At 42.0% G+C, this 16,177-nt stretch carries 14 protein-coding genes and 1 pseudogene; 10 read left to right on the top strand and 5 right to left on the bottom strand.

All coding sequences use genetic code 11. The features are described from left to right. Positions 1-157 precede the first annotated feature (157 nt). Positions 158-1,138, bottom strand: coding sequence for a hypothetical protein (locus QM738_RS05245; RefSeq protein ID WP_462275623.1), 981 nt, complete (start codon positions 1,136-1,138; stop codon positions 158-160). A 287-nt stretch (positions 1,139-1,425) separates the two neighbouring features. On the opposite strand from QM738_RS05245, the gene QM738_RS05240 reads away from it, so the two are divergent. From QM738_RS05240 to QM738_RS05230, 3 genes are read left to right on the top strand one after another with little or no spacing between them, the layout of a single operon-like run. Next, positions 1,426-2,199 (top strand): sugar transferase, encoded by a 774-nt coding sequence (locus QM738_RS05240; protein ID WP_462275622.1) that lies wholly within the window; start codon positions 1,426-1,428, stop codon positions 2,197-2,199. Between the two features lie 17 nt (positions 2,200-2,216). After that, a complete protein-coding gene (locus QM738_RS05235) occupies positions 2,217-3,884 on the top strand; it encodes an ATP-binding cassette domain-containing protein (RefSeq protein WP_462275621.1) in 1,668 nt (555 codons plus the stop codon). Further along, entirely contained in the window at positions 3,871-4,923 is a 1,053-nt protein-coding gene (locus QM738_RS05230) for a glycosyltransferase (protein ID WP_462275620.1), read from the top strand. The genes QM738_RS05235 and QM738_RS05230 overlap by 14 nt, the downstream gene beginning before the upstream one ends. A gap of 5 nt (positions 4,924-4,928) precedes the next feature. On the opposite strand, the gene QM738_RS05225 is transcribed toward QM738_RS05230, so the two are convergent. From QM738_RS05225 to QM738_RS05215, 3 genes are read right to left on the bottom strand one after another with little or no spacing between them, the layout of a single operon-like run. Beyond that, the gene (locus tag QM738_RS05225) at positions 4,929-6,029 is read right to left on the bottom strand and encodes a glycosyltransferase family 4 protein (RefSeq protein ID WP_462275619.1); all 1,101 of its coding nucleotides are present in this window, start codon (positions 6,027-6,029) and stop codon (positions 4,929-4,931) included. Between the two features lie 15 nt (positions 6,030-6,044). Further along, the gene (locus tag QM738_RS05220; protein ID WP_462275618.1) at positions 6,045-7,013 is read right to left on the bottom strand and encodes a GNAT family N-acetyltransferase; all 969 of its coding nucleotides are present in this window, start codon (positions 7,011-7,013) and stop codon (positions 6,045-6,047) included. Then, the gene (locus QM738_RS05215; RefSeq protein ID WP_462275617.1) at positions 6,985-7,992 is read right to left on the bottom strand and encodes a polysaccharide deacetylase family protein; all 1,008 of its coding nucleotides are present in this window, start codon (positions 7,990-7,992) and stop codon (positions 6,985-6,987) included. Before QM738_RS05215 ends, QM738_RS05220 begins: the two co-directional genes overlap by 29 nt. 24 nt (positions 7,993-8,016) lie before the next feature. On the opposite strand from QM738_RS05215, the gene QM738_RS05210 reads away from it, so the two are divergent. From QM738_RS05210 to QM738_RS05180, 7 genes are read left to right on the top strand one after another with little or no spacing between them, the layout of a single operon-like run. Beyond that, positions 8,017-8,967: a hypothetical protein gene (locus QM738_RS05210; RefSeq protein WP_462275616.1), complete on the top strand. Its 951-nt coding sequence runs from the start codon at positions 8,017-8,019 to the stop codon at positions 8,965-8,967. Between the two features lie 38 nt (positions 8,968-9,005). Then, on the top strand, positions 9,006-10,505 hold the full coding sequence (locus tag QM738_RS05205) for a B12-binding domain-containing radical SAM protein (RefSeq protein ID WP_462275615.1): 1,500 nt from the start codon (positions 9,006-9,008) through the stop codon (positions 10,503-10,505). 8 nt (positions 10,506-10,513) lie between these two features. Continuing rightward, positions 10,514-11,179, top strand: a complete 666-nt coding sequence (locus QM738_RS05200; protein ID WP_462275614.1) for a methyltransferase — start codon at positions 10,514-10,516, stop codon at positions 11,177-11,179. Next, on the top strand, positions 11,176-11,907 hold the full coding sequence (locus QM738_RS05195) for a class I SAM-dependent methyltransferase (protein WP_462275613.1): 732 nt from the start codon (positions 11,176-11,178) through the stop codon (positions 11,905-11,907). Before QM738_RS05200 ends, QM738_RS05195 begins: the two co-directional genes overlap by 4 nt. Before the next feature lie 4 nt (positions 11,908-11,911). Then, entirely contained in the window at positions 11,912-12,952 is a 1,041-nt protein-coding gene (locus QM738_RS05190; RefSeq protein WP_462275612.1) for a radical SAM protein, read from the top strand. Positions 12,953-13,009: 57 nt separating this feature from the next. Beyond that, the gene (locus QM738_RS05185; protein ID WP_462275611.1) at positions 13,010-14,476 is read left to right on the top strand and encodes a B12-binding domain-containing radical SAM protein; all 1,467 of its coding nucleotides are present in this window, start codon (positions 13,010-13,012) and stop codon (positions 14,474-14,476) included. Continuing rightward, positions 14,473-15,294, top strand: a complete 822-nt coding sequence (locus QM738_RS05180) for a class I SAM-dependent methyltransferase (protein WP_462275610.1) — start codon at positions 14,473-14,475, stop codon at positions 15,292-15,294. Before QM738_RS05185 ends, QM738_RS05180 begins: the two co-directional genes overlap by 4 nt. Before the next feature lie 7 nt (positions 15,295-15,301). On the opposite strand, the pseudogene QM738_RS05175 reads toward QM738_RS05180, so the two are convergent. Beyond that, positions 15,302-15,904, bottom strand: a pseudogene (locus tag QM738_RS05175) (hypothetical protein); the annotation flags it as partial. Positions 15,905-16,177 lie beyond the last annotated feature (273 nt).

Genomic DNA, 16,177 nt, shown 5'->3' with positions numbered 1-16,177 from the left:
CAATTCGCAGTAAAGCGGATCGTATGCACCTTTCCAGGTCGATACTTCCGCTTTTTTATTATGCAGAAGGGGTGGTATAAAACAAAGGCCCCCGCAACGTAGTTGCGGGGGCCTTTGAAGTCTTTAAGAGAGTACTGAAATTTATTCGTTGTTTTAATTAGCTGAACAGACCACCTTTCTTCAGTTCACGAGTGCCCTGGCCAATTAAAAATCCATTCTGGTAGATCATGATCTTGTATGCACCCTGTTGGAAGTTAGTGCCTGGAGCAAAAGCGAATTCAACATTTTTGCTTTTAGCTGTTTCAATTTCTACAGGTAATTTAGCGGTGTAAGTTTTATCACCATCTTCACGTGTGGTAAAAGTTTCAGCGCCTGAAGTAACAGGGTTACCATCAGGACCGATCACCACTACATATACATCTGTTGAACCTGGTTCAGCAATACGGTTGGTTACATCAAAGCTTACCAGCAATTTGTCAACACGTTTTGCAGTAGATGATACTTTTTCTTTACCGTTCTTCCTTACGTTTACAGGAGTGATAACAATGTTAGAAGCATTTAAAGTTGATGCAACATCCACTTTCTTTTCAAGATTTACTTTAGCTTCTGTAGTTGCTGTAAGATCTGTAGTTAACTTTTCTTTTTCCTGGGTTAAAACCACCTTATCATTAGTTAAGGTTTGGTTATCCTGTGTTAACCTTGCAACATCTGCTTCCAGGCCGCTGATCTTATCGTTCAAAGATGCGATCAGTGTTTTAGCCCTTGCCAGTTCACTCGCAGTAGCGTTTTTCTTATTCAAAATGCTGCGGATCTCATTTTTTGTTTTTGCGATCTCAGCATTCTTATCAGCCAACTGGCTGGATAAACCGTTGTTGGCAGTGGTCATTGAATCAAGGCGTGCCAGTGAAGCATCAAAGCTTACCTGGATATCGCTTTTTTCATCTGTAACTTTTGCGATCTGAGTTTGTTGCTGCTGTATGGTATCAGAATTTTTATTTTTATCATACACCATGTAGCCACCCATACCTAAAATACCTGCGGCCAATACGCCAATAACAACGTTCTTAACGGTGTTTGTTTTAGCAGGCATCTGTACCTGTTTCTCCTGATCAGGAGTTGGAAAATTTGTTGTGCTCATAATAATAGATTTTTAAAGATTAAGATTTAGATTTTTATTGAGAAGCAGTTAAACCGCGTCTTTTTCAGATTTCTGATGCCATAAATTCCAAAACCGTGCCATTATTATTTTTTGGGGAAAAGTGAAAGCGTTTTAACAAATGGCCAAAAAAATGCAAAACCCTTGCTGGTATTGTGTTTCACGGGATTTAAAATAGTTGAAAATAATTTTATTTTTCTTTCTTTTAACGGTTGTTAACAGGCAACCCGGGCCCTTTTTTTACCGTTTATTCAGGCGAATAAATCAGCATGAACAAGAACGCCGCTATAATTAACCTGCCGGTAAAGCGAAAAAGAACACAGCCGGATACTGCTATCATAACCTATTTGAATAAAAGCCAGGGAAGGGCCGGTAAAAGCTATTTATATAAAGTAGTGTACAGCAATTTTACACCCCCCGATACAGCAGCTGTATGTTCCATAAAACTGCCGCTTGACAATACCCGTTACCGCAGCGCTAAAAGAGCAATGGATATTTTTTTATCTGTAGTGGTTATAGTATTTGTACTGACCTGGCTGATACCATTGATGGCAATACTGATAAAAGCAGGCTCACGTGGCCCCGTTTTTTTTCTGCAGCAAAGACATAAGCAGAATGGCAAAGTGTTTACCTGTATAAAATTCCGTTCTATGATGGTAAATGATGAAGCAGATATTTTACCCGCTACAGAAAATGATAAAAGGATCACTCCTATAGGGAAAATAATGCGCCGCACATTTATGGATGAACTGCCGCAGTTCTTTAATGTGCTGTGGGGCGATATGTCGGTAATAGGACCACGACCACACATGCTCAGTGAGAACCTGCGTTTTGAAGAGCAGGTAAGCTATTACCGCTTCCGTGAAAAAGCAAAACCGGGCATTACGGGCTTATCGCAGATCATTGGGCTGGAAGGCGCAGCAGATACCGTGCAGAAAATGAAAGACAGGATAGATGTGGATGTTTTTTACCTGCGGCACTGGACACTTAAAATGGATATGATCATCCTGTACCGAACTTTTTATAAACTACTCGGCTTTTAAATAACGGGCATTACTGCGTGAAGCAAATTTTCAACAATACACTGGCTGTTCTTGATACAAAAGAAAAGAAACACTTCGGCATTTTAATATTGCTGGATATATTGACGAGTATTGCTGATATCCTTTCATTGGCATTGTTGCTGTGGATCGTACAGTTCTATATTCAGCCGGTTAATAAAAACATTCCGGCATTTTTACCTGAGTGGTTGCTCAACCGGAGCTCTGTTGCAATGATCGCTCTCTTCCTGTTGTTCTTTGCTGTAAAGAATATTGCTGCTTATTTTATTTCCCGGGCCTTTAATACATTCAGCAGCGGGGTGGCGGTACGCATGGCACACGATAACCTGGCTGCTTACCAGCAGGCGCCGTACGGAGACTTTGTTCATACAGATTCTTCTGCCTGGGTGCGGAAGATCTGTTTTCAGCCACTGGAATACTGCCAGCATTTACTGGCCGGTATCCAGCAACTGATCACACAATATGCACTTATACTTATCAGCATCATTGCTATCGTACTCTTCAATGCCAAAATATTTCTGCTGTTACTGCTGGTATTACTACCGCCGGTGGTAGCCGTGTTTTATTTTCTTAAAAAAAAACTGGCAACGGCAAAAAAGCATATCAAGGAAAATAATGAACGCTCCTATCAATATTTATACGAAGCATTGAAAGGTTATACAGAAAGCAATATTTACCAACGGAATGATTTCTTTTTACAACGCTTTACCCGCTACCGCGAAAAATTCAGTGCGTATCTTTTTGAATCATTTGCTTTGCAAAGCCTGCCCGGCCGCATTATAGAAATATTTGCAGTAGCAGGATTGTTTATTTTGATCGCACTCGCCAGCTGGACGGGCAACGATGATCATGCCACACTGATCACTATAGGTGCATTTATGGCGGCGGCCTATAAAATAATACCAGGCATTGTAAAGATCATCAATACAACCGGGCAGATGAAAGCATACCAGTTTGCAACCGGTGAAATTGAAAACAGTAATGTTGTAGAAAAGGATAAAGGCAGCAACCCGATAGTTATCGAATCAATAGAGTTAAAACAACTGTATTTTAAATACAATGACAAAATAGTTTTGAAAGATGTTTCTGCAGCGTTGAACAAAGGTGATATTGTGGGCATCAGCGGCGCATCGGGCAGGGGAAAGACCACGCTGCTGAATATTGTACTGGGTTTTTTACAACCACAAAAAGGAGCAATATACATTAACGGGAATGTAGTGGATAATGAAATACTGCAAAGCTGCTGGCCGCAGGTAGCCTATGTGCGGCAACAGGTGTTTTTGATACACGACAGTTTACTGAAGAATATAACACTGGAAGAAAATGGTCATGACGAAAAAAAATTGCAGCAGGCAATACAATTAGCCGGGCTGGATGAATTTATAGATAAGTCTCCCGGGGGTATCAATACCATCATAACTGAAAATGGTAAAAATATAAGCGGCGGCCAGCAGCAGCGCATCGCTATTGCGAGGGCGTTGTATAAAGACGCTACGGTTATTTTACTGGACGAACCCTTTAATGAACTGGACATGGCATCCACACATAAAATGCTGGCAAACTTTAAAGCAATGGCTGCAGCAGGAAAACTGGTTGTTATGATAACGCATGATGCGGAAAGCCTTTCTTACTGCAATAAAATTATTTCGCTCCATGACGAAGCATGATCGTACACTGGTGATACTTAGCCCCGGGTTTCCGCACAGCGAAACCGATACCAACTGCCTGCCCCTGCAGCAAAGCCTTGTAAAAAAAATAAAAGAAAATTACCCGCAATGGAATATCGTGGTATTGAGTTTTCAATATCCTTATTATACAAAAGAGTATCAATGGTATGGCATAACAGTAATGAGTTTTAACGGGAGGAATAAAGGCGGACTGGCAAAATTATTATTGCGGCAGAGAATATACAAAACACTTTCTGCGATTGGGCAACAGCAAAAAATAACCGGCATTCTGAGTTTTTGGTATGGAGAATGTGCATTGGTGGCTAAAAGATTTGCAGATAAAAATAATATACCACAGTATTGCTGGATACTGGGGCAGGATGCTAAAAAAGAAAACAGTTATCCCGGCAGAACACAACCATTACCTGGGGAATTGATCGCACTCTCAGATTTTATACAGGATGAATTTGAAAAGAACCATTCAGTAAGGCCGGCGCATGTTATTCCTGCGGGGATCGAGCCATCACAATTCAATGCGGTTACGGCAGCAAAAGATATTGATATTATTGCAGCGGGATCATTACTGCCATTGAAACGTTATGAAATACTGATAGCAGTTATTGCGGCAATCAAAAAAAACAGGCCTGCTGTTACTGCAGTATTGATAGGCGACGGGCCTGAAAAAGATAAACTCCAGCAAATGATCACTGCAGCAGGGCTAGAGTCCAATATTTTACTTACAGGGCAATTGCCACATCCCGAAGTATTGCAATGGATGCAGCGGGGAAAGATATTTTTACATCCCTCTGCGTATGAAGGTTTTGGTGCGGTATGTATTGAAGCCTTGTATGCAGGCTGCAAAGTGATCAGTTTTTGTAAACCTATGAAAGCAAAGATCAATGGATGGTATATTGTATCCTCTACAGAAGCAATGCAACAAAAAGCGATACAGCTTTTACAGGAGAATACGGTTTATGAACCTGTATCTTATTTAACCATGGATATGGTAGCTGAAAAAATGATGCGGTTATTTGAATGATCAATCTATAAAGATGCCATTACACCCTCGATCTTTTTAGTGATAGCATTAAATGAAAGCTCCGCATGAAACTGCTGTAAAACTTTTTGCCGCTCTTTTTCCCTGTCCATCGACCTTGTATGCAACAATACATGCAAAAGTTCCTGCTCATTTCCTGCTTCGTACAGCAAGCCGCAATTACCCGGTCCGGTAAGCCGCCGGAATGATTTGATATTGGTTACAATGGGTATGCAGCCGCACGACATGGCTTCTATCACTGCTACACCACTACCCTCGTAATGCGAACCGGAAATAATAAAATCGGCGCTGTTGTACCAGCTTTGTAATAAACTATGCGGCACTTTACCCACCAGTTTGATGGCACTCCTGCTTTTGGTATCAGCGGATAATTGCTCTTTTACCTGCTGCAATAATACCGCTTCGCTGTAGATCATATATAATGTAGCAGAAGGCTGGTGCTGCAGGTATTGCTGGAAAGCTGTGATAACAGTTAAAGGATCTTTATTGGCATCCAGCCGGCCCACCCATAAAAAAACGGGATCGCCTTTTGTTTGTGTGAGCTGCATTGCCTGGCTTTTACCAGTAACATTAAAAACAGAGGAAGCCTGCACTACTTCTTTTATTTTTTTTCCATGCGGAAAAATGCCTGCATCCACCCATTCCATGCCCATCTCGTCTGAAGCAAATAAATAAGCATTGATGCAGTTTGCGGCAATGCGTTGCAGTAATTTTTTATAACCGGTTGTTGGTTTTTCGGCGCGGTGCAATACAATGATCTTTGCCTTGCTGCCCAGCCGCATGCGCAACTGTATTATTTGTAAAGGAAAAATAAATCCATTGATGAACACGGCATCGGGTTGCAGTTTTTTTACCAGCCCGTGCAGGCGCCAGGGAAAACGAACTGTTTTATTTTTAAACCGGTTGAAATAATACTGCACACCATTCTTACGGTAAATGCCTTCGTAATTAATATGTTCAATGCCTATGACGGTATGCTTATCACACAGCCCTTCCAGTATACCCGTATAACCTTCAATACGTTTCAGCCAAAGCTCCGGCTTATCAAACTGCGGCGAACTGGTATAACTGGTAAAAACGATCGTCATGCAACATGGTGTTTGTCAGAAAATATCAATATCAGCAAAACTGAATTTAAGTGCAGCAGGCTCAATAACCGATCCAAAATCCTGCACCAGCACCGGGTAAGAAGGTGTGGCTGCATAATGGCGGCTGAATAAAGCGTGTAACGCTGTGCCCGTGCTGCAATGGAATTGTATCAACCTGATGCCACTTCGTTTGGCAATTTTTTTAAGCTGTTGCATTACCACATTAAAATTAACAGCACTCACTCCTTCCATATCGCCGATCATGATACCATGTTTATTGCTTATCCAGATCTTTGCACCGGCAATCTCAATTACACTGGTATTGCTGTAAGTTTTGTACAGCAGGTAATTTTCATCACGACATACACCCGCAAAGCCATCCTGCAATGCTGTATTGGCCACACCTGCCAATGGTAACAATTTCTTTTTTACGATCAAAAGCCCGTAGCGTTTATACAGGTTATTTAAAGCGTTAAACCTATTAAATATCTTTTCCCAGGGCAATCCTTTAACAGTAATGGTAAAGCATTCCATACTGCCGGCGTGCTGCCAGCCTAATTTATTTACAGCACCATGGTAAGAGTTTTGATTAGGGAAGCCAAAGATGAGCTGTATGCCCAGTTGCCTGCACAGATCGAATGTGATGTTGGATAATTCCACGAACATTCCTTTAAAACGATAACCCGGGTGGGTCATGGTATCGGCCGATTGAGCCGCCAGCATTTTTTTATTACCATGCTGTATAAAGCAGGGGATAACACCGTAATATGCAATGGGCACCTCATTGCTGTAAGCAATAAAGCCAACATGCGAAACGCCGGTATAAGCAGTATCATATTTTTTTTCGAAGTAGCCGGCTGGTTGGGCTTTACCATATACGGCCTGGTGCAACCGGGCAATATCAGCCAGGTTATCCTTGCTTAAGCGGGTAATGCTGTATTCCTTAACAGGGGTATCAGCGGTAATTTCCTGTGATGCTGGCATGTAACTGGTTGATGTTTGAAATAAATGGATTGATGGTGAGCCTTTCCTTTAAAAATGTTCCGTTGCTTTGATCACCTTTATTAAAATCTGTTGCTAACAGTTGCGTGTGTCCGCAGTTTATTGCGGCTTCGGCAACTGCACTATTATAGGAGCCATAGGGAAAAGCGAAAGCATTGATGCTTTTCCCGGTAATGCCCTCAAGATATTTTTTAGATGCAGCCATGTCCTCTCCCGCTTCTGCAACAGGAATACGGGCAAGATCGTTGTGGTAACTGCTGTGATTACCAATGGTTACCCATAGGCTTTGCGAAAGCTGTTTTATTTGTTCTGCCGTCAGCTGCAGCCAGTAATCTTCAGGCACTTTTTCATGAATATTGCCCAGGGCCTGCATCATAGCAGCTTTGTCGGCAAAGCCTGTTGTACGCAGTAATGCTGCAAGTGGTTCATTCGTGGATGACGAAATATATTTTCCGTTACGGTCTTTTATAAAAGTATCATTACGCAAAACAAAGCTGGAAGGGCCATACTGGTATGCGATGCTTAACAGGTCGTTCCAAAGGATATTATAGCCGGCCGAACGGATGCCCGTGATAAAAAATGTTGCCGGTACCTGGTACTTTTCTAAAAGTGGTAAAACGTAGCTGTAGTTATTGGCAAAGCCATCATCGAATGTGAGACAGAGATTAAATTTTTCCCTGGAAAGATCACCTGCATAATATGCATCCATGGAAACGAGGTTAAAATATTTTTTATACAGCTTTAATTGCGCTTCAAAAGTTTTAACCGTTACAAAAAGTGTATTGAATTGTAACGGATCACCCTTGCAAACGCCGTGGTACAACAATATCCTCGATCCCTTAGCATTATTAAAAAAAGAATTGTTGAAGCCCAGCCACCAGCCGGCATCGGTAGGCAGCCCTTTTATCCTGCTGCGCAGCCCGAAAATTTTGGTATGCAGTTTTTTTATTTTTTCCGGCACCTTAAATTTTTCTTAGTTTTAAATATGCGGTTGCTACAAAAAGTATTGAATAAATTAAATGGCCTTCACTACAAACAGGAATACCTGTGCTTTGCAAAAGAAGCATTCATTCAACCGCCCCATCTTTATATCAGCAACGATCATCGTGCTGTACAGGATGTTACTGCAGCGCATGTTTTTGCCGGGTATTGCCCGCTGGTATTTGCTTTTTACCAAAACGGCTTGCCCGATCAACTACAGCTTACCCTTACGCAAGAGCCCCTTTCTCTGAACGAGAAATTTGCGGAAAAGGATGCCCTTGCCACCCTGAATTTTAAGAAGATAAGAGCGGCTGCCGGCATTGTTTATTACGAAGGAACAACAGGGAAACACCGTTTTCTACCGGCATTTAACCAGCTGGCCGGTAACCTGTACAACCGCCTGTACAATAAAAAACCGGGCAATGTTTTTTTGCACGATAATCTTTACCGGCAGGTGCAGGCAGCTTATGCGGTGCCCAGGAGTATTGCGCTTATTACCGTTGGAGAAGATGACCTGTTCAATCTTTTTCCAACCGACCTGCATGGGCAGGTGAACGAAACGCAGTATATCATTTCGTTGCGTACTGGCGGCCGGGCATTGGAGCAGGTGCAAAAAGCAGGGCGGCTTTTGTTAACAGCAGTGAGCAGCAGTGCTTATCAAACCGCTTATGCGTTGGGCAAAAATCACATGCAGCCATTGCGGCCCAAAAATGAACTTTCCTTCAGTGCATCGGTCTCCGAAAATTTTAAATGGCCCCTGCCCGAAAATGCCATTGGCTATAAAGAATTGCAGTTGCAGGATGCTTTTGTTCACGGCATTCACAGCATCATGCTGTTCAGCATCAATTTTCAGCAGCAATTACAACCGGGAGAAGGCAGTCTTGCACATATCCACAACAGCTATGCCACCTGGCGGTATAAAAATAAATTGCCGGGCAACTATTTGCTCCGTTAAACCGATTTAATTGATAGCAAGACTATTAATTAAACGGCATGAATAAAGTTCTGTTATTTAATCCCAGGAGCGCAAAATATAAACCCAGGATACCCAATTCAATTCTCAGCGTTGCATCTTCAATTGAGGGGTTGTATGATTATGTGATCGTGGATGGCAATATGGAAACCGATCCTTGGCAAAAGATACATGCTTATTTAGCTGCCGGCGACTTTGGTTATTTCGGCTGCACCAGCATGCCGGGCCCGCAACTGCAACAGGCCATCCCTATTTCAAAAAAGATAAGGGAATTATATCCCTCTATAAAAATCATCTGGGGCGGCTATTTTCCTTCCAATCAGAATAAAGTGGTGCTCAATTCCGGCTATGTTGATTTTGTGATCAACGGGCCCGGCGAAAAAACTTTTCCTGCTTTATTGAATGCACTGGAAAGAAATGAACCTTATGAATTGATCCGCAATCTCATTTATAAGTCAGGCGAAAAAATAATTAAAACAACCAAGGATGAATTATATGACCTGGATGCTTTGCCAACATTGCCTTACGATAAGCTCAACCAGTTCTATCCATTAAAACGTTACTTAGGAAAAACCTATCTCGGCACCCGCACTATTGCTTATCACTCCAGTATGGGCTGCCCTTTTAAATGTTCATTTTGCGCTGTGGTACCTATTTATAATGCACGGTGGAAAGGCAAATCTGCACAGCTTATATACAATGATATCAAGTACCTGAAAGATGAATACGGGGGTAATGCAATAGAATTTCATGATAACAATTTTTTTGTTTCCGAAAAAAGAACGGTGGAGTTTTCCCGCCTGATAAAACCGGAAAAAATGGTATGGTGGGGCGAAGGGCGCATTGATACCATTGATAAATACTCAGACGCATCACTGGCTGCCATGCGGGAAAGCGGGTGCAAGATGATATTTTTTGGCGCCGAAACGGGTAACGATGAAGTGCTGAAAAAAATGGACAAGGGTGGTACGCAGACTGCGGCTGAGATAAGATCATTCGCAGCAAGAATTGCAAAATTTGACATCATTCCCGAATACTCTTTTGTATTAGGTACACCAGCCGATACACCCGAACAGGTGATGAAACAGATAGACCAGGATATTGCATTCATCAAAGAAATAAAATCGATCAATCCCCGTACAGAGATCATTATTTACGTATACAGCCCCGTGCCCACCGAAGGAAGTGATATGTACAATAAAGTTTTAGGCAGTGGGTTTCATTTTCCTGAAAAACTGGAAGACTGGATAAGTCCGCAATGGGAAAATTTTGACCTGCGGAAGAACCCGCTTACACCCTGGCTTACGCCGGAAATGATCAACAAGATAAAGGATTTTGAAACCGTGTTAAATGGGTACTATCCAACGGTGTCGGATATACGATTAAATAATATCAAAAGAAAACTATTACGCAATATAGCGGCTATCCGGTATAAAACAGGGCTGTACCGGAAACCATACGAATTAAAAGCATTACACATGCTGTGGAAATACCGTCAACCGGAAATAGAGGGCTTTTAAATTTTACTTTGAATACTGTATTTAAACATATCGTTGCAAGAACCTATAGGCCGTTACTGGTAAAATACCTTTCCAAAGCGAGGATATACCGGTACAAAGGGATACGCCTGGTCATTCCGCCGGAAGTTTTTCACCCGGGGTTCTTTTTCAGTACCCAGATTTTATTACAATACATCAATACCCTGCAACTAAAAGAAAAGAAATTCTTAGAACTGGGTTGCGGCAGCGGATTGATCGCTGTAAGCGCTGCCAAACAGCAGGCAAAAGTTACGGCAACGGATATCAACAGTATTGCAGTTGAAGCATTGAAAAAGAACAGCTGGCAAAATAAAGTAGTGCTGCAGGTAATAGAGTCGGATCTTTTTACAGCCATACCACCACAACAGTTTGATATTATTGCGATCAATCCCCCTTACTATAAAAAACAGCCGCACACAGCAAAAGATCATGCCTGGTATTGTGGCGAAAAGGGAGAATACTTTGCTGCATTGTTCAATTCACTGGCTGCCTATATGCATAAAGACAGCCAGGTGCTGATGATACTTTTTGATGGCGCTGATATGGAAATGATCAATGGCTTTGCCCAAAAAAATAATTTTTTGCTGCACTGTGTGTACAGTAAAAAAAATATGCTGGAGAAAAATTTTATTTACCAAATCTCAAAAGCAGCATGAATGTAACCACTACGATTGCAAGCGAATTTGAAAAATTGTACCTGCACCTTCGGGAAGAGGAAGGGCGGGTGTATACAGATGAAGAAGTGGCATCACTGCCCGATATCAATTCCGGTCATCCCTTTTACAGGGAGTGGCGTATACGGAAAACATCGGCAAGAAGATTGGTGCATCACTTAAAACAAAAACAACGGGAACTGGATATACTGGAAGTGGGCTGTGGAAACGGCTGGCTTTCGGCACACCTGGCAGCTGCCATAAAAGGTACGGTTACAGGGATAGATATAGTAGATGCAGAGATACAACAGGCGCAAAAAGTTTTTCAACAGATCCGTAATCTCAGTTTTATTCATGGCCATTTGAATGATACTGTTTTACCGGATAAAAAATTTGATGTGATCGTTTTTGCAGCATCGGCGCCTTATTTCGCTTCTTTAAAAAAACTGGTTGCCGACGCATCAGTGCATCTTACCCTGCAGGGTGAAATTCATTTACTGGATGCGCCATTTTACCCGCAGCAGGAGATCGCTGCAGCAAAGCAACGCTCCCTGGAGCATTTTACAACACTCGGTGTACCACAAATGGCTGCATTTTATTTTTATCACAGCATCAGCGATATAAAAAAATTCAATTACCGTTTTTTATATGATCCCGTTTCATGGGCCAGCAAACTGAGTTTGCAAAACAGCCCCTTTCATCATGTGATCATTAAAAACCGTTACCAATAATACAATGCAGAATGTTTTAACCACCTATAAAAGATACCGCACGCTGCAAACGCACGTCATCAGCGCTTTACCGGTGGTGATACTGATGCCGCACAGCGCCTGCAACTGCAGGTGTGTGATGTGCGATATCTGGAAAGGGAACCACCGGTTGAAACAACTTACTGAGGAAGATATCAGTGGCCTGTTACAGGCATTACGAAAATTTGGAACACAAAGGGTATTGATGTCGGGAGGCGAAGCATTGCTGCATCCTGATTTTTTTCGCCTTTGCAAGCTACTAAAAAATGAAAGAATAAAGATCAGCCTTTTATCCACCGGTTTAACACTTAAAAAAAATGCTGCACAACTGGTGCAATGGGTGGATGATATCATTGTATCGCTGGATGGTGACGAAGCAATGCACAACAGTATACGTAATATTCCCAACGCATTTGCTAAAATGGCCGAAGGTATTGCGGCAATAAAAGCGATCGACCCACATTTCAAGGTCAGCAGCAGAACGGTGATACAACAACAGAATTTTACAAAATGGCCTGCTATTATCGACAGCGCAAAAAAGATCGGTATTGACCAGGTAAGTTTTTTGCCGGCTGATACCGGCAGCACTGCTTTTAACCGGGAGATAATATGGGATGAGGATCGGCAACATGAAATATTACTGCGGCAAAATGACCTGCCGGCGCTGAAAAATATTATTGATGATCTTATTGTGCAGTATAAAAATGATTTTGAGAACGGGTATATAGCAGAATCACCGCAGAAGATAGAAAAGATCTACCGGTACTATGCTGCTTTTTATGGCCACAATGAATTTCCTTATAAAAAGTGCAATGCGCCCTGGGTATCTGCGGTAATTGAAGCAGACGGAACAGTGCGGCCCTGTTTTTTTCATAAGGCTTATGGTAATATCAAAGATGAAACATTCGATACTGTCATCAATAGTAAAGAAGCTGTTGCATTCAGGAAGCAACTGGATATGGATACGAATGAGACCTGCATTAAATGTGTGTGCTATCTCAATTTAAAACCACAGGTAAAATTGTAACCGGTAAAACCTGAACTAACGCAATAAAAATATTTTTTATTAAACCATAGAACGGAAATGACTGACATTCTTTTTTCGCATTCTTATTTTTTACGGTTCGACCCCAAGCAATGGGCAACAGGACAACCTTATGCACCACTCGCAACATTGTATGCAGCTGCATTCATGAGAGAGAGTGGATACGGTGTTGCTTTGTTCGATACCATGTTTGCCCATCAGCCCGAAGAGATCATTGCACCCATTGAAAAAATGACGCCCCGCTTTTTTGTACTGTACGATGACGGCTTTAATTATCTTACCAAGATGTGCCTTACCAATATGCGGGAAGCGGCATTTAAAATGATCGCTTATGCAAAGGAAAGAGGCTGTACCGTAATTGTATCAAGCTCCGACAGTACCGACCGGTTTGAAATGTACCTGAACGCAGGCGCTGATTTTATTTTGATGGGCGAAGCTGAAATGACCTTATTGCAACTCGTGGATGCTTTAAGCAGTAACAACAACGATTTCTTTTCAATAGAAGGCCTGGCATTTAAACACAATCATGCCGTTGTAAAAACAGCACGCCGCCCCGTGATGAAAGAGCTGGATGCATTGCCACTGCCTGCTTGGGACATTATTGATATGGAACCCTACAAAAAAATGTGGCAGAAACATGCGGGTTATTTTTCACTGAACATGAGCACTACAAGAGGATGCCCTTTTAAATGCAACTGGTGCGCCAAACCCATTTATGGTAACCGCTATAATGTAAGAAGCCCGCAGCATGTAGTGAATGAATTGATATTATTGAAAGAAAAATTCAGTTTCGACCATATCTGGTTCTGCGATGATATTTTTGGATTGAACCCCGGATGGATACGGGAGTTTGCCGACCTGGTGGAAGAACGCCAACTGCAGTTTAGTTTTAAAATGCAGGGCAGGGTGGATCTTTTACTGAAAGAGAACAGTATCAAAAATCTTGCAAGGGCAGGCTGCACCAATATATGGATGGGCGCAGAAAGCGGATCGCAAAAAATACTGGATGCAATGGATAAAGGCACTACGGTGCAGCAGATATACGAAGCCAGCATGCTGCTGAAAAGAAACCGGATCAATCCCTCTTTCTTTATACAGTTCGGTTATCCCGGCGAAACAAAAGAAGACATTGACCTTACTTTAAGAATGATCAACAGGTTGATGCCGCACGAGATCGGGGTTTCTGTTTCATATCCTTTGCCGGGCACGGTATTTTTTGAAAAAGTAAAAAGCCAGTTAAGCGAAAAAACCAACTGGACAGATTCGGATGAAATGGCGTTGATGTTCCGAAATACTTACCAGCCGGCCTTTTACAAGCAATTACACAGTTACGTACATAAAACCTACCGCAAGCGGCAGGCCTTTGAGCATGTAAAAAGAGTGATCATGAACCCCTTCAAAGTGAATTATAGAACGATACGCAAAGCATTGTCTTGGCTGTATTACCTGCCTGCAACTTTTATTGATAAGAAAAAACTGGAGCAATTACAAAAGCCCGCTGCATGAATATCTCATCGCATCATATCAATGAACAAAATGCGGCAGCTGCATTCAGTAAGCAGGCGGTGATATTTGATGAACTGTATGCAGGTAATACCATTGTGCAGTACAAAAGACAAAGGGTAAGGGATCATCTGCTGAAATTATTACAACCCGAAAGTCATATTTTGGAATTGAACAGCGGCACCGGCGAAGACGCAATATGGCTGGCACAGCAGGGACATTTTGTACATGCCACAGATATTGCACGTGGTATGCAGGAACAATTGCAACAAAAAGTAAAATTGCTGCACCTACAGCAAAATGTGACCAATGAACTCCTATCGTTTACTCAACTGGAACAATTACAACAACAAAAAAAATACGATCATATATTTTCCAATTTTGCAGGATTGAATTGTACGGGAGAATTGAATAAAGTGCTGCAGTCATTTGCTCCTTTGCTCAAACCAGGCGGCACGGTTACGTTAGTGGTATTGCCCAAATTCTGCCTCTGGGAATTTTTATTACTCTTTAAAGGAAAATTCAAAACTGCATTCCGCCGCCTTTTCAGCAGCAGGGGCGTAACAGCACACGTTGAAGGTGAATATTTTACCTGCTGGTATTATGCTCCATCGTATATCATAAAAAATATGCGCAAAGATTTTAAACTGCTGGCGCTGGAAGGCTTATGTACGGTTGTTCCCCCGTCTTATATTGAAGGCTTTGCAGAAAAGCATTCAAAGTTGTACAACTCCCTAAAAATAAAGGAAGGTAAATGGAAAACAAAATGGCCGTGGAAATACATCGGTGATTATTACATCATCTCGCTGCAAAAAAAATAATAGTACATTAAGCGCTGATCTTACTGGGTTGATGCGCCAGGTCTTCTATCTCCTGCATTTTAAGCTGGTATTGCGACAGTATCTTTTGCTGAAAATTCTTTGGGTCGGGTTTAGAGAAATGTCTGCCGACACTCATGCCCATATTGCTACCTTTATCGTCTAACCGTTGCTGTAATGCCTTTTTTTTCCAACGGCTGTCGGTAAGCCGCATCAGCCATTTATCGATGCGGTCGCCCAGTTTATTGTTAAGGGATCTTTCCAGGAACCTCACCAGCATTCCCTTTTGTATTTCCGGAACGCTGTTGCTGTTTGCTTTGTGTGCAGGGAAGAATATCCTGGTCCAGTTATTATTATTGCGAAAATCAGTTAAACTCCTGTTACCCTGCATGGGCAACAAAGTAATGATCTCGATGGCAGTGAAGATATTTTTTTCAGGTATTTCCAATTCAGCCTCATCCACATAATAATTCATGCAGAACCAGCGCTGGCGGCCAGTTAAGAAAGTGAGCTTTTTATAAAGATGCATTGCTGTTCTTGCGATCCACAACCGGTTGCTCGCTGTTACAATAAAAAAATCGATATCAGAATACTCCGTTGCAACATTCTTGGATAAAGAACCGGAAACGCCAATGCCTTTTACATAAGGAAAACGGGAAAGAAAAGCGGCGATCTTAACAGCCAGTTTCATTTGCTCTGCCGCCAGCTGGTTGGCTTTATTCCTTTTTTGCTGCAGTGCATAATCATAATGCAAACTGTAAAAACTGTCGAGTTTAAAAATAAATTTTTCATTCACCAGCATTTCCAGTTCTGCAGCAATGGCGCTTGCAGCAATGTTTTCAGGATGGAACATACAGATCTCTTCTGCCGTGAGCGGGTAATGGAA

This window comes from Ferruginibacter sp., from assembly GCF_049840995.1.
GTDB lineage: Bacteria > Bacteroidota > Bacteroidia > Chitinophagales > Chitinophagaceae > Ferruginibacter.
This window is presented reverse-complemented; position numbering and strand designations above follow the sequence as displayed.